This window comes from Pirellula sp. SH-Sr6A (genome assembly GCF_001610875.1).
Classification (GTDB): Bacteria; Planctomycetota; Planctomycetia; order Pirellulales; family Pirellulaceae; genus JBKCUI01.
In genome coordinates this window covers 493,501-519,118 of record NZ_CP011272.1, presented here as the reverse complement: position 1 = coordinate 519,118, position 25,618 = coordinate 493,501, and the positions used below count along the sequence as shown (strand labels likewise).

The 25,618-nt window shown below is 54.4% G+C and carries 21 protein-coding genes; 16 read left to right on the top strand and 5 right to left on the bottom strand.

Annotated elements, in window-relative coordinates; all coding sequences use genetic code 11:
* Positions 1-117: 117 nt before the first annotated feature.
* The 5 genes from VN12_RS01760 (at position 118) to VN12_RS01740 (ending at position 7,338) form a co-directional block, all read left to right on the top strand.
* Positions 118-1,779, top strand: coding sequence for a hypothetical protein (locus VN12_RS01760; protein ID WP_146675217.1), 1,662 nt, complete (start codon positions 118-120; stop codon positions 1,777-1,779).
* A 42-nt stretch (positions 1,780-1,821) separates the two neighbouring features.
* Positions 1,822-3,492 carry a hypothetical protein gene (locus tag VN12_RS26155; RefSeq protein ID WP_205855165.1) on the top strand — a complete coding sequence of 557 codons (1,671 nt, stop codon included), beginning with the start codon at positions 1,822-1,824 and terminating at the stop codon, positions 3,490-3,492.
* Positions 3,489-4,673, top strand: a complete 1,185-nt coding sequence (locus VN12_RS01750; RefSeq protein ID WP_146675216.1) for a prepilin peptidase — start codon at positions 3,489-3,491, stop codon at positions 4,671-4,673. The genes VN12_RS26155 and VN12_RS01750 overlap by 4 nt, the downstream gene beginning before the upstream one ends.
* Positions 4,674-4,768: 95 nt before the next feature.
* Positions 4,769-6,274 (top strand): sialate O-acetylesterase, encoded by a 1,506-nt coding sequence (locus VN12_RS01745; protein WP_240491291.1) that lies wholly within the window; start codon positions 4,769-4,771, stop codon positions 6,272-6,274.
* A 65-nt stretch (positions 6,275-6,339) separates the two neighbouring features.
* A complete protein-coding gene (locus VN12_RS01740; protein ID WP_240491290.1) occupies positions 6,340-7,338 on the top strand; it encodes a ligase-associated DNA damage response exonuclease in 999 nt (332 codons plus the stop codon).
* A gap of 1 nt (position 7,339) precedes the next feature.
* On the opposite strand, the gene VN12_RS01735 is transcribed toward VN12_RS01740, so the two are convergent.
* Positions 7,340-8,722, bottom strand: coding sequence for an O-antigen ligase family protein (locus tag VN12_RS01735; protein ID WP_146675214.1), 1,383 nt, complete (start codon positions 8,720-8,722; stop codon positions 7,340-7,342).
* 244 nt (positions 8,723-8,966) lie between these two features.
* Between VN12_RS01735 and VN12_RS01730 the strand changes: the two genes are divergently transcribed.
* The 7 genes from VN12_RS01730 (at position 8,967) to VN12_RS01700 (ending at position 17,788) form a co-directional block, all read left to right on the top strand.
* Positions 8,967-9,860, top strand: coding sequence for a polysaccharide deacetylase family protein (locus VN12_RS01730; RefSeq protein WP_146675213.1), 894 nt, complete (start codon positions 8,967-8,969; stop codon positions 9,858-9,860).
* A gap of 49 nt (positions 9,861-9,909) precedes the next feature.
* On the top strand, positions 9,910-11,109 hold the full coding sequence (locus VN12_RS01725; RefSeq protein WP_146675212.1) for a glycosyltransferase: 1,200 nt from the start codon (positions 9,910-9,912) through the stop codon (positions 11,107-11,109).
* A 71-nt stretch (positions 11,110-11,180) separates the two neighbouring features.
* Positions 11,181-12,827 (top strand): ATP-dependent DNA ligase, encoded by a 1,647-nt coding sequence (locus tag VN12_RS01720; RefSeq protein ID WP_146675211.1) that lies wholly within the window; start codon positions 11,181-11,183, stop codon positions 12,825-12,827.
* Positions 12,820-15,429, top strand: a complete 2,610-nt coding sequence (locus tag VN12_RS01715) for a ligase-associated DNA damage response DEXH box helicase (protein ID WP_240491289.1) — start codon at positions 12,820-12,822, stop codon at positions 15,427-15,429. Before VN12_RS01720 ends, VN12_RS01715 begins: the two co-directional genes overlap by 8 nt.
* A complete protein-coding gene (gene pdeM, locus VN12_RS01710; protein ID WP_168164145.1) occupies positions 15,392-16,105 on the top strand; it encodes a ligase-associated DNA damage response endonuclease PdeM in 714 nt (237 codons plus the stop codon). The genes VN12_RS01715 and pdeM overlap by 38 nt, the downstream gene beginning before the upstream one ends.
* A 113-nt stretch (positions 16,106-16,218) precedes the next feature.
* Positions 16,219-16,746 (top strand): hypothetical protein, encoded by a 528-nt coding sequence (locus tag VN12_RS01705; RefSeq protein WP_146675209.1) that lies wholly within the window; start codon positions 16,219-16,221, stop codon positions 16,744-16,746.
* A gap of 79 nt (positions 16,747-16,825) precedes the next feature.
* Complete coding sequence (locus tag VN12_RS01700) at positions 16,826-17,788, top strand: AEC family transporter (RefSeq protein WP_146675208.1); 963 nt, start codon at positions 16,826-16,828, stop codon at positions 17,786-17,788.
* An 85-nt stretch (positions 17,789-17,873) separates the two neighbouring features.
* Here VN12_RS01700 and VN12_RS01695 read toward each other — a convergent pair whose 3' ends face one another.
* Complete coding sequence (locus VN12_RS01695; RefSeq protein WP_146675207.1) at positions 17,874-18,986, bottom strand: ADP-ribosylation factor-directed GTPase activating protein isoform b; 1,113 nt, start codon at positions 18,984-18,986, stop codon at positions 17,874-17,876.
* A 193-nt stretch (positions 18,987-19,179) separates the two neighbouring features.
* On the opposite strand from VN12_RS01695, the gene VN12_RS01690 reads away from it, so the two are divergent.
* Positions 19,180-19,437, top strand: a complete 258-nt coding sequence (locus tag VN12_RS01690) for a hypothetical protein (RefSeq protein WP_240491288.1) — start codon at positions 19,180-19,182, stop codon at positions 19,435-19,437.
* A 53-nt stretch (positions 19,438-19,490) separates the two neighbouring features.
* On the opposite strand, the gene VN12_RS01685 is transcribed toward VN12_RS01690, so the two are convergent.
* Positions 19,491-20,810 (bottom strand): PQQ-binding-like beta-propeller repeat protein, encoded by a 1,320-nt coding sequence (locus VN12_RS01685; RefSeq protein WP_168164144.1) that lies wholly within the window; start codon positions 20,808-20,810, stop codon positions 19,491-19,493.
* 270 nt (positions 20,811-21,080) lie between these two features.
* Here VN12_RS01685 and VN12_RS01680 point away from each other — a divergent pair, with 270 nt between their 5' ends.
* Together VN12_RS01680 and VN12_RS01675 are read left to right on the top strand one after the other, a co-directional pair.
* Complete coding sequence (locus tag VN12_RS01680; protein WP_146675205.1) at positions 21,081-21,281, top strand: twin-arginine translocase TatA/TatE family subunit; 201 nt, start codon at positions 21,081-21,083, stop codon at positions 21,279-21,281.
* A gap of 150 nt (positions 21,282-21,431) precedes the next feature.
* Positions 21,432-21,710, top strand: coding sequence for a twin-arginine translocase TatA/TatE family subunit (locus tag VN12_RS01675; RefSeq protein ID WP_168164143.1), 279 nt, complete (start codon positions 21,432-21,434; stop codon positions 21,708-21,710).
* Between the two features lie 220 nt (positions 21,711-21,930).
* Here VN12_RS01675 and VN12_RS01670 read toward each other — a convergent pair whose 3' ends face one another.
* The gene (locus VN12_RS01670) at positions 21,931-22,164 is read right to left on the bottom strand and encodes a hypothetical protein (RefSeq protein WP_146675203.1); all 234 of its coding nucleotides are present in this window, start codon (positions 22,162-22,164) and stop codon (positions 21,931-21,933) included.
* A gap of 168 nt (positions 22,165-22,332) precedes the next feature.
* Here VN12_RS01670 and mutY point away from each other — a divergent pair, with 168 nt between their 5' ends.
* Positions 22,333-23,454, top strand: coding sequence for an A/G-specific adenine glycosylase (gene mutY / locus VN12_RS01665; protein WP_146675202.1), 1,122 nt, complete (start codon positions 22,333-22,335; stop codon positions 23,452-23,454).
* Positions 23,455-23,473: 19 nt separating this feature from the next.
* Here mutY and VN12_RS01660 read toward each other — a convergent pair whose 3' ends face one another.
* Complete coding sequence (locus VN12_RS01660; protein WP_146675201.1) at positions 23,474-25,537, bottom strand: YgiQ family radical SAM protein; 2,064 nt, start codon at positions 25,535-25,537, stop codon at positions 23,474-23,476.
* Between the last annotated feature and the right edge of the window lie 81 nt (positions 25,538-25,618).

Below are 25,618 nucleotides of genomic sequence, written 5' to 3'. Positions count from 1 at the left end.
TTTGAGTACTTTTGCGCCCCGCTAATGCTAAGATGGTGGAAACGGCGGAAGCGATTGGGTGCGTTTGCTTGTGGCGTGGACAAGGGCTTTGAACTGCTGGGAGATTGGAAATCGGCGATGGATGATACGTCAAATCGACAAGTGCCAGAAAGTTTTGAACGACCCTTTGATTCCCATGAAGCTGCCAACATTCACGAGACGTCAAGGTATGGGGCAGGTGGGGATCGCCCTGTTGGGAGGGTTCTCGAAGAAGGGACCGCAACCCGCCCTACCCAATCTTGGGCCAACCCTACCCGATCTTGGGTAAGTGCCTTATGGCGTTCGATGCCGAGTTGGTTGATTAGCACCGTAGTGCATGTGGGGGCGATACTCGCGTTGGCGGCTTGGAACATTGAGCCCATCCAGAAGGAGATCAAGCTCATGTTGACGGCGGGCGAGGCACTCGATGAAGGCGAGGATTTGGAGCAGGTCGAGCTCTCGGCGGCGGAGGCATCGAGTTTGGAGGTCTCCGAGTCGGAGAATATTCCATCTGAGATGCCGGCAGTGGATACGTCCACCATCGCTGAGTCCGACTTTTCGGAGATAGTGTTACCGAGCGGGCCGGATCTAAGTATCCCCAGTTCTGCCAGTCTGGCACCTCAGAGCGCGATGTCCGCACAGAGCAATGCCGCGATGAAGGCGGCGATGACGGGGCGATCCAAGGAAGCCAAGCGAGAGCTTTTGAAAAAATTTGGTGGGACGAGCGACACCGAACGGGCCGTCTCGATGGCATTGAAGTGGCTCGCCGAACATCAAGACAAACAAACTGGGGCTTGGACGCTCGCGCACGGTATGGTCTGCAACAACCAGTGCGACCATTCTGGCCGGCGGGATAAGAGCTTTAATGCTGCAACAGGCCTAGCGCTTCTTTGTTTCCTCGGCGCAGGACAGACGCACATGGAAGGGGAGTACAAAGAGGTTGTGTTCAAGGGGTTGAGCTTCTTGATCCGCAATGTGAAGTATCAGAAGGGCATGGGGTCGTGGTGGGTCGGCGAAGGGGGGAAAGGACTCGATGATATGTATGCCCATGGGATCGCAACGACCGCACTGTGTGAGGCGTTTGGGATGACCCGTGACCCAAAGCTGCTCGAACCCGCGCAGGCGGGTGTGAACTTCTTAGCATTTGCCCAGAACGCTTCGACGGGAGGCTGGCACTACGCCCCAGGCGGGCTGGGGGATACATCGGTGGTGGGTTGGCAGATGATGGCCTTGAAAAGCGCGTCGATGAGTGGATTGGCAGTGGATATCAATGTCGTGCGCAAGGCAAATCTGTTTCTCGATCAGATGGCTTGGGATAACGGCACGGCCTATCACTACGATTTCAAGAGGATGGCGAGCAAGTCAGGTTACAACGCGAGTTGCACCGCCGCTGCGGCGTTGTGCCGAATGTACTCGGGTATGAAGAAAGATCATCCATCTCTGCAGGGAATGGTTGAGAAGTTTGGCAAGGCGGGACCGAGCAAGTCGACGACTTATTACAACTACTATGCGACTCAGGTCATGAAGCAGATGGGTGGAGATGTTTGGGAGAAGTGGAATGCGAAGATGCGGGATCAACTAGTATCGACCCAATCTCAATCAGGACATTCCGCTGGGAGCTGGTATTGGGACGATGGGCATAGTACCGATTCGGCAGGGCGTTTCTATACGACTTGTATGGCAACAATGATTCTAGAGGTATACTACCGATATCTTCCGATTTATGCGGAGCAAGAGGAGGAGGACGCCTTCGCCCTTTGACGCTTGTCCGATCACTGGTCCTCAGTTGAAGGAAATCGATCCATGGACCGTCTTGATCTTAAACGATGTTGGATTTGGTTTTTGGCCCTGTCTTGTGGGCTTCAACAGGGCTCGCTTTATGCATTGCCGCAGACGGCGACGATCCAGAGTGCAATCCGCTCGCGGAATAGTGATTTCGAGCTCAAGGCACCTGGGTTGGAACGTCCTTCCACAGCGACATTGACGGACGAGGACTTGACGATTCGGTCGCCAGATGGATCGGTATCCCGTTACAAGAGGTTGACCCGTTACGACACCAGCGATGGAGCGTTTCTGAGCTATAGTTCGCGCGAGCTACAGCAGATCATACGATGGCCTGTCAGTGGTAGCGGTGGAATGCAGATCGGGACCTTGCAGCAGGGGCGCATCCAATTTGTTCCTAGCCGTATGACTGTTCATCCGGTTGGGAGTGGCAACGCAGAAGCCGCAACGCCCGGCGTTCTTCCCAATCTGCTCGAGCAGCCACCTTCGGTACCACGACAGTTACCGACTCCTAGTCAACTGCCCAGCGCGACGCAGCGGAGTGAATCGGGAACCGTTGTGGGAGAACTGCCAACGATGTCCGCCATGATCTTCGCCATCGGGCCGAGTTCGAGGCGCTATTTGTCCGTTGAGGGGATTGATCGATTTCAATTGCGGACGGCGGCGGATGATCCGAGTGCAGCATGGTTTATTCAACCGGTACGCGAAGATTTGGTTAGGATCCAGCAACGGGTTGATTCCAAGTGGATGGCGATTGGGGTTGGAGGCCCGCAGCCGCGCGATGGACTCCGATCCAGGCGCGGAACGAGAGGGTTTCCCTCGGGGCCAAGCTTCGGTGGAGGAGTATTCCCGCCGGGTGGAGCGTTTGGTGGAGGAGGGTTCGGGAGCGGCGGCTTTCCCGCATTGCTCGCCCCCGTGCATGGAGGGATCGACCAATTGTGGCGCGTACAGAGTTACATGGGTGGCGGCTATTACTTCGAAAGCGTCATGTATCCTGGCATGTGCCTTACCTTTCCGACGACAGGTGGCCTTTGGATAAGGCCATGGGCATACGATCCTTGGCAAATTTGGTATCCCATGACTCCGATTGTTCCATTGCCCGTGCCACAGTTTCGGACAACGCAGCAGCAGTTTGTACCGAATGCGCCGTTACCCCCCGTCGACATCGAATTGGCGAATCGTCATAGTGGCGAGCTGTTGGTTCTATTTGCCGACCGCAGGATTCCCGACAACCCTGTGAAAATCCGAATTCCTGCTGGAGAGCGAAAGCGGGTGCGAATAGAAAGGGATGCGGGAGGGACGATTGTAGAAAGCGTTTCCATTGACGATGCATTGGGAAATTGGGTAGACGAGCAGTACACCACTCCAGTTCCCCCTGCTGTTTTATATGATTTGAGTGTCTACGAGATATTCTTGCAGTCGATCGCCATCGATCGAACGGGGACAAGTCCCAATGTGGTAGAGGACGTCAATTTTCAGCCTCGGAGCATTGGCTTTTTTCTATTGCCACCAGGAGACGAACTCGTAGAAGGAACGGAGTTGGACGTCTTTCGAGCGGCTCAGGATCAAGAGAATCCCGGGGCTGTCCGTCGTCTGTCCGAACGGGACTTGAAAGAGGGCGGGAATTCCAATACGAAGGATCCTTTGAAAGAGATCCTCAATCAAGTTCAGAAGCAACGAGCTGCGTTTTGACCGACCTTCCTAAATCTTGGAACGCTTTGAATGGAACCAACGCATTTTCGCAATCCGTGGCGCTCGAGGGTGACGTAGGCCCCCCCAGGATCCGCCGACGGAGAAAACGCATTCTGCGGATCAACTGGATGCTCATCGCGCCCCTTTTGTTATGGGTGTTCGGGTGGTATCTGTACACGTATCCCGGAGTGGCTTGGGAAGAGGGGCTGAGAAAGTGGTGGAATCCCAAGCCAAAGACTTGGTCTACGACTTGGAGTTCGCCACAACGCGAGTTGATTCGAACGATTCAGTACCTGGCGACCTTTTGGTTCTTTTACTTCGGTGCGAGCATCGGCAGCTTCTTGAACGTCGTCGCAGGGAGATGGCCGGTTGGAAAAGGGATTGTCTTTGGGGGCTCAAAGTGTCCGTACTGCGCCAATCGGCTTCGATTTATTCATAACACCCCCGTCATTGGATGGTTGTGGTGCAAGGGGCGTTGTGCCTTTTGTCATCTGCCGATCGCCACTCGGTACTTGTGGATGGAGGTGATCATCGGTTCCATCTTCATGGTCCTGATGTTTCGAGAGCTTATAACGGGAGGAGCAAATCTACCCAACTGGCGCGTCGAGTCGTTCGTCGGATTCGAGAACACCATATTTTCTCCGAAGTGGCTTTTGATCACCGCCTATCTTCAACACGCTATGTTGTTTGCATCCTTGGTGATGCTCGTCTCGTCGAGCATGGAGGGGCTTCGTTTTCCTTGGTTGGGATGGTTTGGATTTGTGGTCATTATTTGCAGTCCCAAGCTCTTTTATATGCCGCTAGAGTTCGTGCGGTGGTCGGATGGACTAGCTATCGCGCGTTCGTTTCCCATTTCGTTTTTGTCTACGGGTTCTACCCTTCTAGCTGGTCTTGGTATGGGAGGAGCGGTGGCGGGTCTTACGTGCGTCATGCTTCCGAAATGGGTAACCAGCGACGGGAGAACCCACTGGCGGCAAGCCGGTTGGATGGTGGGCGGGGTGTTGGGATGGCAAGCGGCGCTCGTTATTTTTGTCGTGGGATGGTTCGCATATTTGCCGCTTTCCATGGCATTTCGGCACAATCCAAGAGCCGCAACGCTCACGCTCTTGGCAACTTTCATCACCGTGGCGTTCGGTCACCACATGTTTTGGCGTGAAATCGCTAGTATGATAGGGCTTTAACGGGGGGCACGATCGTTCCCCTTCCAGCCTTTACCCTCCAGCTGCAATCAGCAGCCTTGGTAGTATTCCCTCCCAATCTCCTCAAGGAAATCGTAATGAGAATTCGGTTTTTGCTAACCGCAGCGTTGGCATCCCTTTCGTCGATGGCATCTTCGGTCCAGGCCGAAATCAAGCTTCCCAATATCTTCTCCGACCACATGGTCCTTCAGCAGGGACAGGAGAACAAGATTTGGGGCAAGGGTGAGCCTGGTGAAACCGTAACCATCACCCTCGGTGACAAAAAGGTAACTTGCAAAGCCGATGGCAAGGGAGATTGGAGTGCCAAGCTCCCCTCGATGGGGCTTGGGGAGCCCCTCGTATTGAAAGTAGCTGGATCCAGCACGATTGAAATCAAGGACGTTCTCATCGGTGAAGTTTGGATCTGTTCCGGTCAGTCCAATATGCAATGGTCCGTGAACTCATCCAACGATCCAGACCTTGAAAAGCTTTCGGCCAAGTATCCGAAGATTCGAATGATCAACTTCCCTCAAAAGGGAACTCAAGAAGCGATTTGGAGTCATGACGATCGCAAGTGGATGGTCACCACGCCCGAAAACGTCGGAAACTTTTCCGCGGTCGGCTACTTCTTTGCTCGGCAGCTTCATCAGACGACCGATGTGCCCATCGGAATGATCAACAACGCATGGGGAGGCTCCGCCTGCGAAGCTTGGGTCAACCGCGACGTCCTCAGCGCTGAGTTCCCCAAGTTGGTAGACCGTTGGAAGGGGATGGAAGACGAGTTCGCGAAGCTCAACAGCAAATCAGATCGCAACGAACAAGAAAACAAACGCTTGGGTGATCTCGGTCGCCAGATGAGTGGCAACGCTCGACCCGGTAACATTTACAACGGTGTTCTCAAATCCCACCTTGGATATGGCATCAAGGGAGCTATTTGGTACCAGGGAGAATCCAATGCAGGGCGAGCATACCAATATCGTGACCTGTTCCCTCGTATGATCAAGAATTGGCGCGACGAATGGGGCCAAGGGGACTTTCCATTCTACTGGGTCCAATTGGCTGACTTCCAAGCCGAAGTGAAAGAGCCAGGCGACAGCGATTGGGCGGAACTTCGCGAAGCCCAAACGATGGCCATGGACAAGCTCCCCAACTCGGGGCAGGCGGTGATCATCGATATCGGCGAAGGGAAAGACATCCACCCAACCAACAAAGAGGATGTGGGCAAACGATTGGCACGTTGGGCGTTGGCCAAGCAGTATGGGATCCAGATCGACTTTCAAAGTCCTCGGTATGACTCCATGGTCGTCGAAGGAGACAAAGCGATTGTGTCCTTCAAGCACGTAGGATCGGGATGGCGTCCGTTTGATGTGAACGAAGTGATCGGATTCACCGTCGCCGGCGAAGACAAGAAGTTCTACAACGCCACCGCGAAGATCTTGAAGGATGGTCGCATTGAAGTCTCCGCACCGGAAGTCAAAACACCCGTTTCCGTGCGTTACGCTTGGGCGACCAACCCAGTCTGCAATCTATTCAGCAAGAATGGGCTTCCTGTCACTCCATTCCGGACTGACGATTGGCCTGGCGTTACAATGGGTCGTGATTAATCCGCTGTTCGGGATCCATCGGGCAGCATGTGTTGACTGATGGGGGATCCGAATTGCAAGATTTATTGAAATGGACACCGTCCGGTCTCTATTGCGAGCCGGGCGGTTTTTTTATCGATCCTTGGCGAGCCGTCGAACGTGCGGTGATCACGCATGCGCATAGCGATCACGCTCGCATGGGATCGAGTCGTTATCTTTGCGTTTCGGATGGGGAGCGGCTTCTTCGAGAGCGGCTCGGTCCATCCATCTCCCTCGATACGTTGGGCTACGGCGAAACGATGACACTCGGAGATGTCCGTTTGTCGCTTCACCCGGCGGGGCATGTTCTCGGTTCGGCGCAGGTTCGCATCGAGCGAAAAGGGTATACAGCGGTTGTAAGCGGCGATTACAAGCGGCAACAGGATCCTACTTGCGAGCCCTTCGTACCGCTTCGGTGCAATCTGTTTGTAACGGAGTCAACGTTTGGCTTGCCGGTGTTTCATTGGACTTCTGCGGAGGCAGTTGCCAGCGAGATTATCGAGTGGAAGCAAAAGAACCACGAGGCTGGGCGAGCGAGTGTTTTGTTTGCGTATTCACTCGGTAAAGCCCAGCGATTGATGGCCATGGTGGGGGATCGATGCGGTCCCATCTATTTGCATGGAGCGATGGAGGGAACGACGCACTCGTACCGAGCTTCAGGCCGAGCGTTGCCGGCGACCGTACAGGTTCGCGATGCCTCGGTGGACACACCTTGGCACGAAGGGATTGTTCTGGCACCCCCCAGTGCTCAGGGGAGCCCTTGGATGCGTCGCTTCGGAGACTACTCCTCGGGCGTCGCGTCGGGTTGGATGGCGATACGCGGGACACGCAGGAGGCGGGCCGTCGATCGAGGGTTCGTTCTTTCGGATCACGTGGATTGGGAGGGGTTGCTTCAGACCATTCGCGAAACCGAGGCTGAATCTGTCTGGGTCACGCATGGCTTTAGCAATATAGTCGTTCGCTATTTGGCCGAGCAAGGGATAGACGCTCGGACGCTTGAGACCCAATTTGTCGGCGAATCACCCGAAGCGAGGGAAGATGCTTAGATCATGCGCTGGCTGCCTCGCGAAATCGTTTCGTCTGTTCGACCAGTTCGTCTCGATAGACTTGGACCATTGCGAGAGAGAAAGCCAGGATCGTGTATTCGATACTGGAGAATGAAACTTCATGGAATGCCATTTGAATTGCATGGACCGCGATCGTGCAATAACCGAGGATGGCGGCGCTGCGGCCGAAAGGGTTCGATAGGGGATGGGTGAGCAATGTCCATCCATTTCGGAGTTGGCTCCACGCGACGAAGCTGAACAGCACCGCCCCGATCAGGCCCAAATCGACGAGCAGGCTCAGATAGGAATTGTGGTGGACATATCCTCGGATGGATTCGAGGCGAATCGAGGTTGTGCGATCGTCGAGGTAGGGGCGATTGAGGACTTGAAACTGATTGAATCCAAAACCTGCCAAGGGACGATCTTTGAACATTTGAACGGAAACGTAGGCAAACGCGCCTCGCATCTTCGTACTTTCGAGCGTTTCTGCTTCGCTGTACTCTCGTTTGAACGCAACGAGGCTGGGGCCCAGAATGAGACCACCCATCGTACCGGTCACAACCAAAGAACCTAGCGCTATCGCGCGCATTTTGCCGGTGAGCATTGTGGACATCAAGATGATCACGACGGCGATCGCTCCCATCCATATGCTCCGCGTGTAAGTCAGGAGGATTCCAAGCAGGAGCAAAGGCGAGAGCGAGAGTGTGGTCAACCAAGCCCATTTTTGGTGTGGATACAGTCGCAGTACGAACGCCCAGAGGATGGAAAGGCAAAAGCAAAGGCACATTCCCAATCGAACCGATTGCAGCATCGGTCCGCGAGCTCGTCCGAAGTGGATGCCGAGAGTTGGGTCGGCTATGAAGGAGGGCCACACCAAACTCCATTGCTTGGTAATTTCTAATAGGGCTGTGATGCTTAAATAAACTCCGAATATCAAGATCAGGACAATGGCGGGCCAGGCGTCGGAGGGCTTGAGTCGCGAATGACGCATCAGAAAATAAAGGAAGACCGGTGCAAGGTATCCATTGATCAGATGCATGACGGTCGAGGGTTGGCCCGGAATCTCTTTTCCAATGGGCGTCATAAGCGTTCGGAGAATGAGCCAAGACAAGAAGAGGAAGAGGACGGCATCGCTCCCCGTCATATTGCGCCAGTGCGATTTGCCATGGTACAGATCCCACGCAAATTGGCCTGCCACGACGAGAATCCAAGCCCGGTCGATCGTGAGAGAAAGACCGCCTACATCCAGCTTGAGGTATTCGGGCGGGAAGAGAGTCGTAGCAACGAGAAAGAGAACACTGCCAGCGAAAACATTATGGACGCGCAGGAAGAAAACGCTCCAAGCCAGAACGGATAAACCCAACAATGTGGCAACAAATTCCACCGAATGACCTCGTTACTTGTTTCAGCGAAAGCGTCCTCGCTTTGACACATCGACCGAAATCTGCAGTGAAAACCTGAGAATCCCGCCGTATGGACAGGAATCCCGTCCGAGGTCGATATAGCCGGAACAACTGGTGCGACCGCTACGTTTTGGCAGTCTTCTCTGATCAATTATCTTCTCGCAGTTGGCACAAACTGAATTTCGTCGAATTTTTGAAGGTCCCTCACCGACGGAGTTCTAAATCATGCCATCTTTATCACGAGAAATCGGATTGTCGCTTTACCGCTGGTCGACGATGCGAACTCGATTGCATCTCGCTAAACAATTTGAGGCATCTGGAACCTATCCCGCGGCGGTACTCTTCTACCATCGCGTTGCCGATAAACACCCTAACGGCTGGTCGATCTCGAACGCGAATTTTGTTCAGCACCTGAACTGGGTGCAGCAGCACGCTCGATTTGCTTCGCTGGGTGATATTCGAAAGTCTCAGTCGAATGGCCATCGTCGAATTCCGATGGTCGCGATCACCTTTGACGATGGCTATTCCGACAATTGCGAGCGCGCCATTCCCGAGATCTTGGAGCGCAAAATACCTTGTACCTATTTCGTATCGACCCACTTTGTCGAGTCTGGAGAGCCGTTCCCGCATGATCGCGCAGCGGGGATACCTCTCAAGCCGAATACCATTGAGGAGATCCGGCGCATGGCTTCGCAGGGGATCACCATTGGCGGACATACCCATACCCATTTGGATTTGGGAAAGACGCTTTCCTCCGAACAATTGCGGCGCGAGATCTCCGATTCCAGAAAGAAGTTGCAGGATTGGAGCCAGCAACCGGTTACCTATTTCGCGTTCCCATACGGATTAAAAGACAACGTCTCCCAGCAGTCGATCGATGCGGTATTGGAGGCGGGTTTCGAATGCTTTCTTACCGCAGCGGGCGGGCTCAATTGGCCTGGAGAGGACCCCGTCCATTTGCAACGCATTCACGGAGATCCCGGCATGGCCGCACTGACGAACTGGCTCACCCTCGATCCACGCAAACTCAACTTGAAATCACCGGTGGTGATCGACCCATCCGCGCTCCAACGTCCGACTGACTCCTCCAGTGAGTCAGGCCAGTCCTCGCCGGGTTAAAACCAATCCTCGTTCGTCTTTTCTCCTTTGACCTCCAACCTAATTCCGTATGAACGCAGTTGCATCTCCACGCCTTCGTCCCATTTCGACCCCTTCTTCCCAGCCAACCGCGTCATCCGCGACGAAGCGCGCGCTGCGAACCACGTTCGTTATCACAAGCATGCCGGTAGGGGGCGCCGAGACGCTGCTGGTGAACTTGGTTCGTGGGTTCGATGATTCGCAAATCGAGCCGAGCGTTGTCTGTTTGAAGGATCGTGGACCGCTAGGGCAAGAGATCAGCAGTGATTTTCCCGTCTACGATCGGCTGTTGAAACACAAATACGACATTGGTATTTTGAATCGATTGACCAAACACTTTCGACGCGAGAAAACCGATGCCGTCATCACGGTCGGTGCGGGCGACAAGATGTTTTGGGGCCGACTCGCGGCAAGGAGAGCGGGTGTTCCCGTTATTTGTTCTGCGCTTCACTCGACCGGATGGCCTGATGGGATTGGCAAGCTGAATCGAATGCTCACATGCATTACCGATGGATTTATTGGCGTCGCGAAGTCGCACGGTGAATTCTTGGTCGAGCAAGAGCGATTTCCCAAATCCAAAGTCTTCGTGATCCCCAATGGGGTCGATACCAGACGATTTGCTCCGTCGACAAACGCTTATCAAGATGTCCGAACGGAGCTCGGAATTCCAAGCGATGCCAAACTGATCGGGATCGTAGCCGCCCTGCGTCCCGAAAAGAATCACGGTCTCTTCCTGCAGCTTGCCAAGCGGCTTCAGGAAAAGAACCTGAAGACGCACTTCGTCATTATTGGAGATGGACCCGAGCGAGCATCCCTACGCGTGCAACGGGCGACCATGGGACTTCAGCATTGCGTTCACTTCTTGGGTTCCCGAAGCGACACCCCAAGGCTTTTGGCGGCGATGGATCTTTTTGTTCTGACCAGTCACAATGAAGCGAGTCCGGTTTCGATTCTGGAAGCGCTCGCGTGTGAAGTCCCGGTGGTTGCTTCCCGGGTGGGTTCTATTCCGGACACGGTACTCGATGGATGGAACGGTTACACCGCCACCCCGGGTTCTGTCTCCGATTTCGAAAAAAGAGTCCAATCGATCTTGGATCGGGCCGACGAATCGAAGGAGTTTGGCAGAAACGGGCGCCAATTCGTCGAAAGCCATGCTTCCCTGCAAAATATGGTCGATTGTTACACCGATCTGATAGGACGGATCTACGAGGCGAAGCAAAAACGATCGTAAGAGGCGGAGGCAGGGGCTGGTTCGAGCGATAACCTATTTCCCCGCCACTTCACGGGTGGCGATAATGGGGCATGCGAGCCTTCTGCCAACTCTATCGCCAGATCGACGAAACAACCAAGACGAATGCAAAACTCGGTGCGCTCGTTCGTTATTTTCGTGAGGTGGAACCTCGCGATGGAGCTTGGGCGGTCTATTTTCTTTCTGGTAACAGACCGAAGAGAAGCTTGAGCGGTGCCGCGATTCGTGAGTGGGTCCAAAAGCGGACGAGTCTTCCCGATTGGTTGATCGAAGAGAGCTATCAATACGTTGGGGATCTTGCTGAGACAGTCCACTTGCTAGCTGGATCGAACGCGAGTCCCTCGACGGTCTCGCTAGCGAGTTGGGTGGAATCATTCTTGATACCCCTTTCGAGATCGCCCGTGGAAGAGGCTCTCTCGAGTCTCGATTCGGTTTGGGATACTCTTCCTGGCAGCGAGCGGTTTGTTGCGTTGAAGATGATCACGGGAGGATTTCGAGTAGGCGTGAGTCGTGGGCTCGTCACCCGCGCTCTTTCTTTGGCTTTCGAGATTCCTCCGGAACATATTGCCCACCGCCTGATGGGTAGTTGGACCCCGAGCGAGGAATTCTTTCGGCGATTAAGATCCCCTGCATCCAGTTCTTCGTTCGAGGGGCAGCCGTTTCCTTTCTGCTTAGCGAACGCGTTGGAGTCCGACCCCGCTGTGTTGGGTTTGCCATCGGACTATTTGGTCGAATGGAAATGGGATGGGATTCGAGCTCAAGCCATTCGAAGGTCAGGGGAGTTCTATCTTTGGAGTCGTGGAGAGGAGCGAATCGAAGAGCAATTTCCTGAAGTGACAAAATCATTGCTAGGGCTTCCCGATGGTACGGTGCTCGATGGAGAGTTACTGGCTTGGCAAGGAGACAAGCCGATGCCTTTCCAAGCCATGCAGCGACGGTTGGGGCGTCGGAAAGTCGGTCGCAAGCTGTTGACAGAGGTGCCGGTTCGCTTTGTCGCGTTCGATTTATTGGAACTAGATGGTCGGGATGTTCGGGATCAGCCGCTAGAGTGGCGCCGTGCGGCGCTGGAAAATCTTCGCAGCGCCCTAGGAGATCCGACGCTCGCAGAATCGACACAGGACCCCATATGGAATATCTCTCCAATTGTTTCTGGAGATTCGTGGGACGCGATCGCACTGGCTCGGGAGGGTGCCAGAGAGATCGAAGCAGAGGGGCTCGTTGTAAAGAGAAAGAGCAGTCCCTATTCGGGGGGACGGACCAAGGGCGTTTGGTGGAAATGGAAAGTGGCACCTTGGACCTTTGATGCCGTCCTGCTTTATGCTCAAAGAGGACATGGAAGGCGAGCGAGCCTGTACACCGATTTTACGTTTGCGGTATGGGATGGCGATCTACTGGTTCCCTGCGCGAAAGCTTATTCGGGACTTACGGATGATGAGCTTCGGGCGGTGGATCGTTTTGTTCGAGAAAACACACGAGAGAAGTTTGGTCCTGTACGAAGTGTTGCACCGAAGTTAGTCATGGAGATCGCCTGCGAAGGGATTCAGCCTTCGACACGACACAAAAGTGGCGTCGCGGTCCGCTTTCCGCGAATTCTCAGGTTGAGATTGGACAAGACTCCTGACCTGGCGGATAGCTTGGATTCACTCAAGCAGAGGATCGTCGATCGGGCGAATACAACCGAGGAAAACGAGAATGCCTGAAGAGGCCAGTCCCATCGCCAATACAGCAATGGCCGAGAAATCCCGGTCACCCTGCGAGGAAAAGCTGCCTCGGAGGTTCGATTTTCGCCGGGCAATCGATTGGTTTGAGAGCAAGGGGTGGTCGCCGTTCCCATTTCAGCGAGAGTGTTGGACCGCATATATGCGCGGCGAGCACTATTTACTTCATTCGACGACTGGGACTGGCAAGACGCTTGCTGCGTGGTTTGGCCCAGTGCTGGAGTACCTATCGGAATCAGGGAGTAAGAGGTCTAACCCTCCGCGATCGCGCTCGTCCGAGCCGCCTCTGACTGTACTTTGGATTACTCCACTGCGAGCCCTGTCTGCCGATACCGAGGAGACGCTACGTGGCACGATTGAGGAACTGGGGATCCCATGGACACTCGAACGCAGAACGGGAGACTCGAGTGCGCGGACGAAAGCGGCGATTCGAAAACGGCTCCCCACCGCTTTGATCACCACGCCCGAAAGTCTGACATTGCTCCTGTCGTATGCCGATCTCCAGGACCAGTTCCGATCGCTTCGGTGCATTGTCGTAGACGAGTGGCACGAACTGTTGGGATCGAAACGTGGAATGCAAACCGAATTGGCGCTCGGCAGGCTCTCGTCCTTGGCACCGCAAGCTAGTCGATGCGCATTGAGCGCAACGATTGGTAACCTTGACGAAGCATTGAGTGTGTTGGTCGGGCGCCAGTCGACTCGAGCTGCAAGGATGGTTCATGGAAAGTCGAAGAAGAAGATATCTATCCGTTCGATTCTCCCGGAGAGTATAGAGCGATTCCCTTGGGCAGGCCATCTAGGGATGTCGATGGCCCCACGCGTTGTTGAAGCGATCGAACCGGCGAAAAGTACGTTGGTCTTCACCAACACACGCAATCAAACCGAGCAGTGGTACCAAGAGCTGCTACGACTGCGGCCCGACTGGGCAGGTTGTTTGGCTCTCCATCATGGTTCGCTCGATGGGAGTGTTCGGAGCTGGGTGGAGCAAGCCCTGCGTGAAGGGAAGCTGAAGGCGGTTGTTTGCACCAGCAGTTTGGATTTGGGTGTCGATTTCAGCGAGGTTTATCAAGTTATTCAAATCGGTAGTCCCAAAGGGGCTGCTCGATTGTTGCAGCGCGCGGGGAGAAGTGGCCATCAACCCGATGCGGTTAGCAATCTCCAATTCGTGCCGACCAACACATTTGAGTTGATTGAGCTAGCTGCCGCCAAACGCATTGCAGCGAGCGTTGCCAAGGGTGGAAATGGTCTTGAACATCGACCATCTCTTTTATCGCCACTGGATTGTTTGGTGCAACATTTAGTTACGAGAGCGATGGCCGAGCCATTTGATCGCGAGTCTCTAAAACGGGAACTAGCGTGCGTCGCTGGATATCGAACTCTGTCGGATGACGATCTGGAATGGGCGTTCAAGTTCGTCGTAAGCGGTGGGGACTCCTTGCGGGCCTACGACGAGTTTCGACGGGTGCAAGAGACAAGTGGTCTATTTTCGGTGGTGGATCCGCGGGTCGCCAAGCTCCATCGCATGGCGATCGGTACGATTGCCAGTGAGATTTCGATGTTGGTCCAGTATGCCACAGGACAGACCCTGGGGACGGTCGAGGAGGGATTCATCGCTAAGTTGAAAGCAGGTGATCGATTTCAATTCGCGGGCAAGACGCTGGAACTGATTCAAGTCCGGGAGGGGACTGCTGTGGTGAAGCGGTCGAAACTGCTGCCCACCGCGACGCCGAGGTGGGGTGGCGGCAGGATGCCCCTCTCGACGCAGATGGCATCGGAGGTTCGCGAATTGCTTGACGAAGCCGCCGCGGGACGCTTCATGGAGGATGAGATGAAAGCGATTCGACCTGTCCTCGAGTTGCAGCGGCGATGGAGTGTCGTGCCGAAGAAGTCGGAAGTTTTGGTAGAAAGTCTGGAATGGAAGAATAGTTGGTCGATCGTTCTTTATCCCTTCGAAGGCAGGATGGTGCATGAAGGATTAGCATCGCTGGTTGCCTATCGAATCTCTCGTCGCGTCGAAGTGACGATGAGTATGACAGTCAACGATTATGGATTGATGATTCAAAGCAACCAGCCATTGGGCAATGAGCCGGCGTTCTGGAAGGAATTATTGACTCAACAAGGGTTGGAAGAGGATTTGCTCGCAAGTCTCAATGCGACGGAATTGTGCAAGAGGCAGTTTCGAGAGATTGCACGCATCGCTGGGCTTATCCATCCCGGCTATCCCGGGCAAGTCAAACGAGGCAGGCATCTGCAGGCTTCGAGCAATATGTTCTTTGATGCGTTTGTTCAATACGATCCTTCCAATCGATTGCTCCAGCAAGCCCGCGACGAGGTGATGCGGTCGCAGCTCGAGATCGATCGAATACGAAACACATTATCCCGTCTGGAGAGCTCGGATTGGCGATGGATTCTTTTGAAGCGTCCGACGCCCCTTTCGTTCCCATTGATTGTCGAGCAACTCCGCCAGAGAATGAGTAGCGAGTCGCTCGAAACTCGAGTCCGAAAGCTACAGGAACAGTTGGAAACGGAATTAGCGAAGGAAGATCGTGGACGGAACGAATCGGGAAAAGCACGCCAGAAGTAAAAAGCCGTGCACGCTGATCTTTTCCAATCAAGAGCTGGAACTGCGACCGACAGGAACGGTGGTTTGGGAAGCGAAACGAACGTTGTTGATTTCTGACCTGCATCTTGGGAAAGAGGTTGCGTTCCAACGCTCTGCCATTCCCTTGCCCGCTGGTGCGACGTCGAGGACCCTTTCGAGATGGACCCAGGAACTGCAGTCGGGCGAGTTTAGTCGATGTATCGTTCTCGGTGATCTTCTCCACTCGCGAATCGCGCATGGTGCATCGCTCGAACGTGATTTGGACGCGTTCCGCGATCGGCACCAGGAGATGGAATTCCTCTTGGTGTTAGGTAATCACGACACCTCCTCGCGGAAGTGGTTGCAACGCTGGAAGTGGTCGTGGGTAGGAGATGTTTATCGGGATGAAGGCATTTGTTTCGTCCATGATCCACTAGCGGACGAATCGACCGAGGAAGCGAGAGTAGGGGGGCACTGGCATCCGCTGATCCAGTTGCGTGACAACGGAGAGAGGCTCAAGTGCTTTTATGAGGTTCGCAATCGGCTCATCTTGCCGTCTTTTGGCGAGTTGACGTTTGGAAAAAAACTGATTCGCACGCCAGGTGATCGCGTTTGGGGAATCACTGGCTCGGAGGTGGTCGAGCTGCCGCGAGGGGTAACCTCGTCCGCTGGTTGGTAGTTTGGGTGGTTTGTGGCGCATTTTCTGATAAAGTAGATTTTTCCTTGAAGGCGAGAGGTGCGGCTGCCGATATCCGAGATGTGACATCAATTCCTTTGAATGAGACCTCGGCTATGGCATGCAATCCAAACTGCGCGGGCAAATCCTCTTTGTTGAGCTCGTTGATTCTTTCAATGCTTTGCTTAACTTTGAGCGGTTGCTCCATGTTGGTGGGGCGATCAAAAGGTCCGCTCGATAACCTGGATACCCAGAGTTTGAAGGCTGCTGGATATGGCATCGGTCCTCATGGAGCCGAGCGTCCCGTCCTCACCGATAATGGGGAAACTTGTGTGGTCCTTGACATCACCGATGGCAAGCGTCATTTAGAGAAACTCCCTTTGCAAAATGGGCAATCCCTTTTTGTGGGAGATGTGATTCGAGACGCGGATCTTTTCAAGAAGATCGGTCGCATGAAAGTTACGGTGCTTCGTCCTAATGGCGGAAATCGACCGCCCGTTCGGATGGATGTGGATTTCGACGATTCGGGCAAGCATGTGATGGAAGGTCAAAACTATTCCTTGCGGCCAGGGGATCACATTATGATCCGCCGCGACGAAAAGCCATTTTTCGGGGGGATGTTGAAATCGATGGCGAGCCGCTAACTGCGGTAGCGGTCGACGTTGAGGATTCGCCTGATCCGTCGTGACAACCCAACCCGTCGTGACATAGGAAGGCAATTCTTTGAACAGCCAATATCTATCCATCGCTACCACCGTATCGGGAGTCTTTCTCGTCATGGCGATGGGAGCGCTCGCCCGCTATTTGAAGTGGTTTACGAGCGAAGTGGATCGGTCCCTCGCAGGATTCCTTTCCAACGTTTTATTGCCAGCGTTCTTCTTTCATCGGATTATGACGGATACGAAGCTATCCGCCGATCTCACCGCATGGACTCCCACTCTCTTCGGCGCGGGTCTTACGATCTTCGGCTTTCTCTTTGCCTATGCCATCGCAGTCTCGATCGGTCGCTGGTTTGGATTAGAGACCAACAGTCGAGCGCGAACGTTCGGGCTATGCAGTGGGATTGCAAACTATGGCTATATTCCTTTTCCATTGGCAGAAGCTTTCTATCCTGGTTGCGTCGTTACCTTGCTAGTACACAACGTCGGAGTCGATGTCGCCCTTTGGAGCGTGGGGTTGTTTATCATTAGCGGCCAGGGGCTCAAGAAATCTTGGAAGCGCATCGTATTCAGTCCCCCACTTCTCTCCGTAGCGATCGCCTTGGCGATTCGGCAGTTGGGCTGGAATGTCTGGGTTCCACGGCCGATTCTTAGCATGACCGATCAACTGGGGCGTTGTTCGATCCCGATTGGGTTGGTGTTAAGCGGTGCCATCGTCTACGACTGTTTGACCCAAGTCGATTTGAAGAATGCATGGAAGCCCCTAATCCTGGCGATTGGGGTTCGGTTGATTGCTTTGCCTGTACTCTTTCTCTTGATCGCCAAACATTGGGTTAGCGACGTCGATTTGCAGGAAGTGCTACTGCTGCAAGCATCGATGCCGGCGGCCACCTTTCCCATTGTGATGACTCGATTGTTCAATCAAGACATCGAGGTGGCGTGTACCGTCGTGGTTGGAACATCGCTGATTGGATTGGTGACCATTCCATTTTGGATGGTCACGGCCGCTGCGTATCTTGGGTTTTAAACCGTGTTCTCCGCGCGGCCGCATGCGTAGGAGCGTCAACACGAAAACGACTGGAACGGAGCCTTAGCATGTACTGCCTATGGAACTACTTGGGTGCGGGCTCCGGAAATCGACGTTCCGCGTAGAGTCTGAGCCCTGCGAGCGCGTGATAACCTCCGCCGCATTCGAGGTCCGTTGGCTCGGCGTTGTGAAGCATCTCGCACAATCGGAGAACCGATTTCTCTAGCCACGGTGCGCGGAGTTCTTCCGCCGGCAACGCGTAGGCGAGGAACTCGAGTGTGTGTCCTGTCGCACCGATGCAGGTGCTCAAGTCGGCGCTGTTTCCGGCGCGTTCGGTATAGCGCGTCGAAAAGGAACCGTCGCTGTTTTGAAACGCTTTGGCTTTGGCAATGGCGCTTTCGACAACTTGTTTTGCTTTGAGCCATCCACCTTCAAGTCGACCGCCCTGCTTTTCACGATAACGCACGCTATGAGCCAATCCCATGAGGCGGTGCATTCCGCCGCATGCGCTGCGAGTGAGATCCTGTCCGGCCTCTCGTTCGACAAAGGGTTCCAACGTCCACTGCCGCCCGTCGGTTCCCTCCCATTGCGTCTCGTTAGGAAAGTAATTGGTAAGTGCGATGAGAGTCCAGGAGTATTCTTGGTAGGGGTTTTGGCAAATGTCTCGCTGCGCCTGTCGGGCCCAATCTTCCAAGGTATGTTCGTTCTCACCGATTTTGATTTTGGTGCTCAGCGGAATGTTCACTTGGGACAGGTATCCGAGGAATTGATCCACGTGTCCTTGACCTGTGAAGCTCCCTTCTTCGACCGAAACGCGAATTCCTTTTCGGCCAGTGCTCGCCAGGAGATCCCCTTCGCGGAGTTCCCAGCCAGCCAGTTCGCCCCCTTGGAAAAGATAGGGAAGGGCCCGCTCGGTTTTTCCGTTTGCCTCCATCAAAAGTGCGTCGCCGTACGCAACAGCCCCATGGATGACTTGCCAAGCGGCATTGCGATCGCTAGCAAGGCCTCGCAATCGAAGATTTCGGTCCAGAGTCATCTGGATAATCTCGCGCAGTTCCTCGGGGGAAACGGGAGCGGGATCTCGCTGCGACGACACCTCGGAAATTTTTTCCGGTGATGGCAAGCAACCTACATACAGGGGGGCGGCCAGTACCAAGGAAACGAACAAGACCGGCTTCAAGCTAAAACGGCAGGACATACAGCGAAAATGGGATACGAGCAGGAAGTAGAAAAAACGCGTTCTTCCGATAAGCCGCGATTTTAGTCCAAGGAGTGGGAATCCCTACCACGTTGACCCGGGAATTACTATCTTTTCAAGTTGGGGTGCCGAAAAGCCGAGATCGAGATCTTGGGGTCGGCAACCAACGCGAAACACAAGGGAGGACAGCATCATGGCTATGGAAAACTACACTCGCTACCAACAGGGTGTCATCAAATCCTACTACCAGAATCGAGACAATGTTTCCTTTCAACGAGTCCAGGAGCTTTTGACCGATCTTTATTTGGCCGAGGGGAAGAAGAAAGAAAAGGTCTGGGAAAGCATGTTCAATCACCTTGAAAAGCTGGGTGTTCCCCCTGACCAGTTGGAACACCTGAAGAAACAGAGGAAGCCCGAGTTAATCGCTCAGCTGATTCAAAAAAAGGTGTAGCGAAGGCGGTTCAATTCGAACTTCGTTTGGTGGCACGTCCGTGGGATGCGGCGTTATTGGTTACCAAGCCTCATTAAGTATTCTTGACGTTTGTCCCCTTCGAACGTGGCAACCCGCAAGTAGACTTGGCCATTGCAGATCGCTGGGCTCGCAAACGATTCGTCGCCAATTTTGTTTTTGGATACTTGGACGAATCGTTCGGGGTTGGCTTCGAACACAAACAGATCGCCTCGTTCGTTGGCCCAGTAGATTCGATTTCCGACGAGAACGCCCGAGGCGCTGACCGGGCCGGAGAGCCTCTGTTTCCATTTTTCTTCGCCTGTCGTGCCATCCCAGCAGAAGAGAACTCCGTTGTCGGTCAAGCAATAAAGATGGCCCGCATGGGCTACCATCGACTGCTCGTAAGCCTTTTGATTGTTCTTCCAAAGTGGATTGCCGGTTTTCACATCGATGGCGATGGTTTCGGCGCGAGGGTATCCACCGCTGGCGAAGACGATCCCATTGTCCCAGACCATGGTTCCGCAGGTTGCCATGGTGGTTCCTTTCGTCTCCCACCGCAGCTTTCCATTGGCTGGATCGTACGCGCTCACCTTGTCGATACCGCTGATGAGCAAGTAGTCTTGATCGCCATGGGACATGACTACCGGGGTCGAAAACGAGGTGGATTGAGGGCGATCGGTTCGCCATCGTTCGACTCCGGAGATTCTTTCCAGTGCGACAATGGCCGATGGGCCGTCGTACTCGTACGTGAACAATACGGAGTCGTTGTATAGGACGGGAGAGGGGGCGTAACCGTACTCGTATTGCTTTGGATTGAATGCACCGAGCTTCGTTTCCCACACCAGCTTGCCGTCCAGATCGATCGCGGTTCCCCACACCGCTTCGTGATGGAATAGTGCGGAGAACAGATGGTTTCCGTCGCAAGCGAGTGTGGGACTAGCTTCTGTGTTCTTGGGGTGATTCTTGGCAGGAAAGCCCCCTTGGTTCAGTTCTCGTTTCCATAACTCTTTTCCAGTGTCGCGGTCAAAGGCCATGACAAAGTGCACTTGCTTCGCGTTATCCGCGCTAAGCAGGAACACCCGTTTGCCAACGACGATGGGTGACGAATGACCGCGACCTGGAACGGGCGTTTTCCAAACCAGGTTCTTCGATTCATCGAGCGTGTCCGGCGCAGGAGCTCCAAGGGACGAGCCATCCCGGTTGGGACCTCGCCACCACGGCCAGTCGTTGATGGGGTCGAAGGTGATACCCTTCGTTCCGGCGATCGGGTACGACGGCGACTGCCCCACCGCGGTAGAGAGAATGCAACCGATCAAGAGTCCGATGGAAGCCATGGGAAATAATTGGTGCCAGATGCGGGAGCTTGTTCTCATGCTGAACCGTACAAAAGAAGGGTGCAAAGGGGGAAAGGTCGCGATTCTAATGCAGGCGACGATCCTCCCCAACATTTTTTTGCGGAGCGAGGGAGCCCAGTAGTGATCGTTGCGCTCGATGGATTGCATCACATGGTGTCTAAGGTGCGTTAAATCGCCTTTAGTTCGGCGGAAGGTGTAGCGGGCGTTTGACAGCAGACTGGGTTCACCTAAAATGAAGGTGTCGAATCAAATCTTCTTGATTCCCACCCCCACCTTTGGAAACAGCATATGTTCCCCCTCGCATTTCTACCCTCGGTCGGAACTCAGGAACTTTTGATCATTTTGGTCGTCGCGATGCTCCTGTTCGGTAGCGCGAAGCTTCCTACTTTGATGAGAAACTTGGGACGCAGTGCGACCGAGTTCAAGAAGGGGATGCGGGACGATGATTCCGAGCCATCCTCCGATACCGCTTCCAAGCCATCCGCCTAAGGTGCCAAGTGCATTTCAATCCCTGTGGGGTCGATTGACTCCGCAGGCGAATGGAGTGTGCAAATGGGCAGCGGTTGGTGATGCAGTTTGTGGTTGGTTGTCAATAAATTCATGGAACATAGCGTGGTTCCATTTCCAGAGGGGTGTTGGATGAATTCAATTCCATTCGCGATCATCGGTGGCATTGGCAGCTCCGAGATGGTGATGCTGGGAATCGTCGCGTTGATGTTGTTTGGGTCGAGACTTCCGGAGGTGGCCCGCAACCTGGGAGGGACTTATCGAAACCTTCGTCGCAGTGTCGACGATTTTAAGAAAGAGTTCGAAGCGGCTGATCCCGTCGAACCTCGATATATTCCGGCAGCCATGAAAGAGGATGAAGAGGGTCTTCAGACAGACGCTCCCAAGTTCACTCCACCGCCTTCTTCGTAATTTGGCTTCTTCGTAAGATGGCTTCTTCGTAAGATGGCTTCTGAGTAGTCTGGGCTCTACGCAACCTAGTTTCTGCGTAGTTGATTTCTAGGTAGTTTGTTTCTTCTCAGTGAGCGTTTCGAATCGTCGGCTGGAATCTGCGAGCGAGCATCCGTCTCAAGGGTCTGTTCCGGACTGGTCGCTGGGAGCCAGCTCTTTTGGCAGTCAGCTCGTCAGGCAGTTAGGCTTGATGGGCCTCGACCGCGTCTGCTTCGCTGAGTAGGCTTTCGAGTCGATCGAGTTCTTCGTTGATCTCCTTCGAGAGACCAGAAAGGGATCGAGGAGCCTCTGGAGAATTGCGACGGAGTGAAATCGCGTCGACGTCCTCGGTATTTCTTTTGAGCCGCGTGATCAACATGCGGTCCAATTGATTCAGATACGATTCTTCTTGCGTTCGCTCTAACCAAGACGCCATAGTAGGACTCCTCGTGACATGAACCATACAGTGAATGGGACTGGGCATTCGCTCCAAAGAAGAACGTAGAACACCGTTTCGAGGGAGCTTGAGAAATTTTCTTACTCTTAAACCAAATCGACCGAGAGAGGCGTTACAGGCCCTACGGTTGTTACATCGATCGCAAGCATGAAGACTTGGACGGCTGAAGAGCTACAGCAACTGCGCAAGCGAATGAAAGTTTGGTTCTCGAAACAGGGGCGATCGCTCCCCTGGCGGGAAACGCACGACCCATATGCGATTTGGGTGAGCGAGATCATGTTGCAACAGACGCAAGTAGCGACGGTGATCCCCTATTTCCATCGATTCTTAGACGCCTTTCCTACAGTGACTGCCCTGGCGGACGCTCCTGAGGAACGGGTTCTGTTGCACTGGGCTGGGTTGGGCTACTACCGACGTGCAAAGCAACTGCATGCTGCCTCTAAGGTCATTCGGGACCAATGGGAAGGTTGCTTTCCTCGAGACTACGATGCGATCCTCGCGCTTCCCGGGATAGGACGCTACACGGCGGGAGCTATCTCTTCGTTCGCGTACGATATGCGAGCACCCATCGTGGAGGCAAACACTCAAAGGCTTTATGCGAGATTGCTTCGGCTGCGAGGGCAGCTCACGGAGCGAACGATTCAGAACCATCTCTGGAAATTTGCGTCCGACATCCTGCCGGAGCGATCTGGGAGCGGCAGGCTAAACCAAGCGGTCATGGAGCTCGGTTCGCAGGTCTGCACACCGAAGGCCCCGTTATGTCACGAATGCCCATTGCAAAGCCTCTGTCCCACCTATGCGCACTCGGAGCAGTCCGAGATACCGTCTCCAAAGCCATCGAAGGTTTATGAAGACAAAGTGGAAGTCGCGCTTCTGGTCCGAGACGAAGGTTGCCGTTATTTGCTGCGACGCTGTCAAGCAGGAGAGCGGTGGGCTGGATTATGGGACTTCCCAAGATTCGATGTGACGAGTGCTCAAAGCGAAGACGAACTGATGACCTCCGCGTCCCGACAGTTTTCAGACCGCTTTGGCGCATCTGTTTGTTTGTCCGATGAGGCGATGCAGATCAAGCATGGGGTAACTCGATACCGGATTTCGCTCCGTTGTTTCCACGCTTCGGTGGAGGGCTCAAACGGCAATCCATTAGAGCCATTGCGTGGAGAGGATAGTCCGGATGCCGTTTGGTGTTCGGTACATCGCTTGACCGAAGTGCCCTTGAGCTCCACGGGAAAGAGGATCGCCAAACACCTGGCGGGGTTGCAGCGATAGGGGGCGAGCAGCCTCGGTATTACTTTACCCGGCGGCCCGGTCGGTAGCCTGCGTTGGGCTTCTTACCGCTCTGAGCAGCGGTCGATCGTTGCTCTTTTCGGGGGCCTTTTCGTTTTCTGGTTTGGTTTGCAGAGGAAGCGTTATCGGACGGCCGGGACTCGGGTGCATCCGATGGTTGCGAGTTCGCTTTGGGAATGGTGTGAACGTATTCACCCCGAAAGCGTTGATTCGCATCGGCTCGTCGTTTTTCGAGCGCCTCCTTCGGGGGGCGGGACGGGATGAGACAGTCGCAGCCCTCCCCGATCAGATCGGAACGGTTGACCGACCGAAGCGCCTCTCGGACCTCGAAGTAATTCTCGGGTTTGAAGAACTGCATCAACGCGCGTTGAGATTTTCGATCCCGAAGTGCTTTCGCGATGTAAACGGGTTTGAGATTGAACGGATCCAAGCCCGTGTAGTACATGCTGGTGGCCACGTCGAGCGGCGCTGGAATGAAGTCTTGGACTTGATCCGGTTTGTAACCGTTTCGTTTGAGGAACAATGCCAATTCAATCATCGACTCGATCGAGCTACCGGGGTGAGAGGCGATGAAGTACGGGATGATGAATTGTTTCTTGCCGGCTTCTTCGGACGCCTCTTTGAATTGCTCCGTAAAGAACTCAAAGTCGTCATTTGCGGGCTTGCGCATTTTATAGAGGACGTCCGGATCGACGTGTTCGGGAGCAACCTTGAGATGGCCTCCCACGTGGTGTTTGGTTAGTTCCTGGATGTACTCCGGAGACTGGCGTGCCAAGTCCATACGGATGCCGCTGGCGACCAGGACCTTTTTGATGCCCGGCGTCTCCCGAGACTCCCGCATCAATTCCATCACGGGAGTATGGTCGACTCCGAGGAGTTTGCAGATCTTTGGGTGGACGCAGGACTGGCGCCGGCAAACCGCTTCGACATCGGGCTTGGTGCAACGCATTTGGTACATGTTTGCTGTCGGGCCACCGATATCGCTCACGATCCCCTTGAATTCCGGGTCGGCCGTCATGCCTTGGATTTCCTGGAGGATAGACTCCTTCGAGCGAGATTGAATGATTCGCCCTTGGTGGGCCGTGATCGAGCAAAATGTGCAGCCGCCGAAGCATCCTCGCATGATCGTGACGGAATTCTTGATCATGTTGAAGGCGGGGATCGGCTCGGTGTAACTCGGATGGGGCTTTCGCGTGTAGGGAAGGCCGTAGATACGGTCCATCGCTTCCTGGCTGATGGGGAGTTGCGGCGGGTTGGCCACGATGACTTGCGTGCCATGTCGCTGCATCAATCTGCGAGCATTGAGTGGATTGGTCTCGTTATGGATAATCCGGGTCGCGAGGGAGAAACGTACTTTGTCCGAAACGACTTCCTCAAAGCAAGGCATCTCGAGAGCGTCCGACGGGAGGGCCTCCGAGGCGCCGAGGGCGTAAGCGACCCCTCGCATATCTCGCAGATCTTTGACCGTTTCGCCCGCTTCCAGTCGGCGAGCCATCTCGATGATCGAGTTTTCTCCCATCCCAAATGCGACCAAATCCGCCTTGCTATCGAGCAAGATACTCTTGCGAACTTTATCGCTCCAGTAATCGTAATGAGCGAAGCGACGCAGCGAGGCTTCAACACCCCCGGCGATGACCGGAACCCCCTTGTACGCTTCGCGGGCCCGCTGGCAGTAGGCGAGGGTCGCGCGATCAGGACGCAGACCAATTCGACCTCCAGGGGAATAGGCATCGTCGTTACGAACCTTTTTGTTCGCCGTGTAGTGATTGATCATGCTGTCCATGTTGCCAGCAGAAATCGCAAAAAAAAGTTTCGGGCGCCCGAAGCGCTTCCACTCCTCGCAGGACTGCCAATCGGGTTGGCTGATGATCCCCACTCGATATCCGGCCGCCTCGAGCACCCGCCCTAGGATCGACATGGCGAAACTCGGATGATCGATATAGGCGTCGCCGGTGACGAAAACGACATCCAATTCGTCCCAGCCGCGAGCTCGTGCCTCCTCCATGCTCATCGGCAAGGGAGCTTTCCCCAGCGGTCCATGGGGCGCTCGCTCTTCTCGCTCCATGCCGAGGTTATCCAAGTACCGGGAAACAATGTTCCCATATCTGCCCCCATTCGACGCGCAGGAGCTATTGTCCGCCTTTGT

What these genes read in the sequence shown, in the direction of transcription:
- VN12_RS01760 (WP_146675217.1), top strand. Translation starts at nt 118, where the DNA reads ATGGATGATACGTCAAATCGACAAGTGCCAGAAAGTTTTGAACGACCC.
- VN12_RS26155 (WP_205855165.1), top strand. Translation starts at nt 1,822, where the DNA reads ATGGACCGTCTTGATCTTAAACGATGTTGGATTTGGTTTTTGGCCCTG.
- VN12_RS01745 (WP_240491291.1), top strand. Translation starts at nt 4,769, where the DNA reads ATGAGAATTCGGTTTTTGCTAACCGCAGCGTTGGCATCCCTTTCGTCG.
- VN12_RS01730 (WP_146675213.1), top strand. Translation starts at nt 8,967, where the DNA reads ATGCCATCTTTATCACGAGAAATCGGATTGTCGCTTTACCGCTGGTCG.
- VN12_RS01725 (WP_146675212.1), top strand. Translation starts at nt 9,910, where the DNA reads ATGAACGCAGTTGCATCTCCACGCCTTCGTCCCATTTCGACCCCTTCT.
- VN12_RS01720 (WP_146675211.1), top strand. Translation starts at nt 11,181, where the DNA reads ATGCGAGCCTTCTGCCAACTCTATCGCCAGATCGACGAAACAACCAAG.
- VN12_RS01715 (WP_240491289.1), top strand. Translation starts at nt 12,820, where the DNA reads ATGCCTGAAGAGGCCAGTCCCATCGCCAATACAGCAATGGCCGAGAAA.
- VN12_RS01705 (WP_146675209.1), top strand. Translation starts at nt 16,219, where the DNA reads ATGGCATGCAATCCAAACTGCGCGGGCAAATCCTCTTTGTTGAGCTCG.
- VN12_RS01695 (WP_146675207.1), bottom strand. Translation starts at nt 18,986, where the DNA reads ATGTCCTGCCGTTTTAGCTTGAAGCCGGTCTTGTTCGTTTCCTTGGTA.
- VN12_RS01690 (WP_240491288.1), top strand. Translation starts at nt 19,180, where the DNA reads ATGGCTATGGAAAACTACACTCGCTACCAACAGGGTGTCATCAAATCC.
- VN12_RS01685 (WP_168164144.1), bottom strand. Translation starts at nt 20,810, where the DNA reads ATGAGAACAAGCTCCCGCATCTGGCACCAATTATTTCCCATGGCTTCC.
- VN12_RS01680 (WP_146675205.1), top strand. Translation starts at nt 21,081, where the DNA reads ATGTTCCCCCTCGCATTTCTACCCTCGGTCGGAACTCAGGAACTTTTG.
- VN12_RS01675 (WP_168164143.1), top strand. Translation starts at nt 21,432, where the DNA reads ATGAATTCAATTCCATTCGCGATCATCGGTGGCATTGGCAGCTCCGAG.
- VN12_RS01670 (WP_146675203.1), bottom strand. Translation starts at nt 22,164, where the DNA reads ATGGCGTCTTGGTTAGAGCGAACGCAAGAAGAATCGTATCTGAATCAA.
- mutY (WP_146675202.1), top strand. Translation starts at nt 22,333, where the DNA reads ATGAAGACTTGGACGGCTGAAGAGCTACAGCAACTGCGCAAGCGAATG.
- VN12_RS01660 (WP_146675201.1), bottom strand. Translation starts at nt 25,537, where the DNA reads ATGGAGCGAGAAGAGCGAGCGCCCCATGGACCGCTGGGGAAAGCTCCC.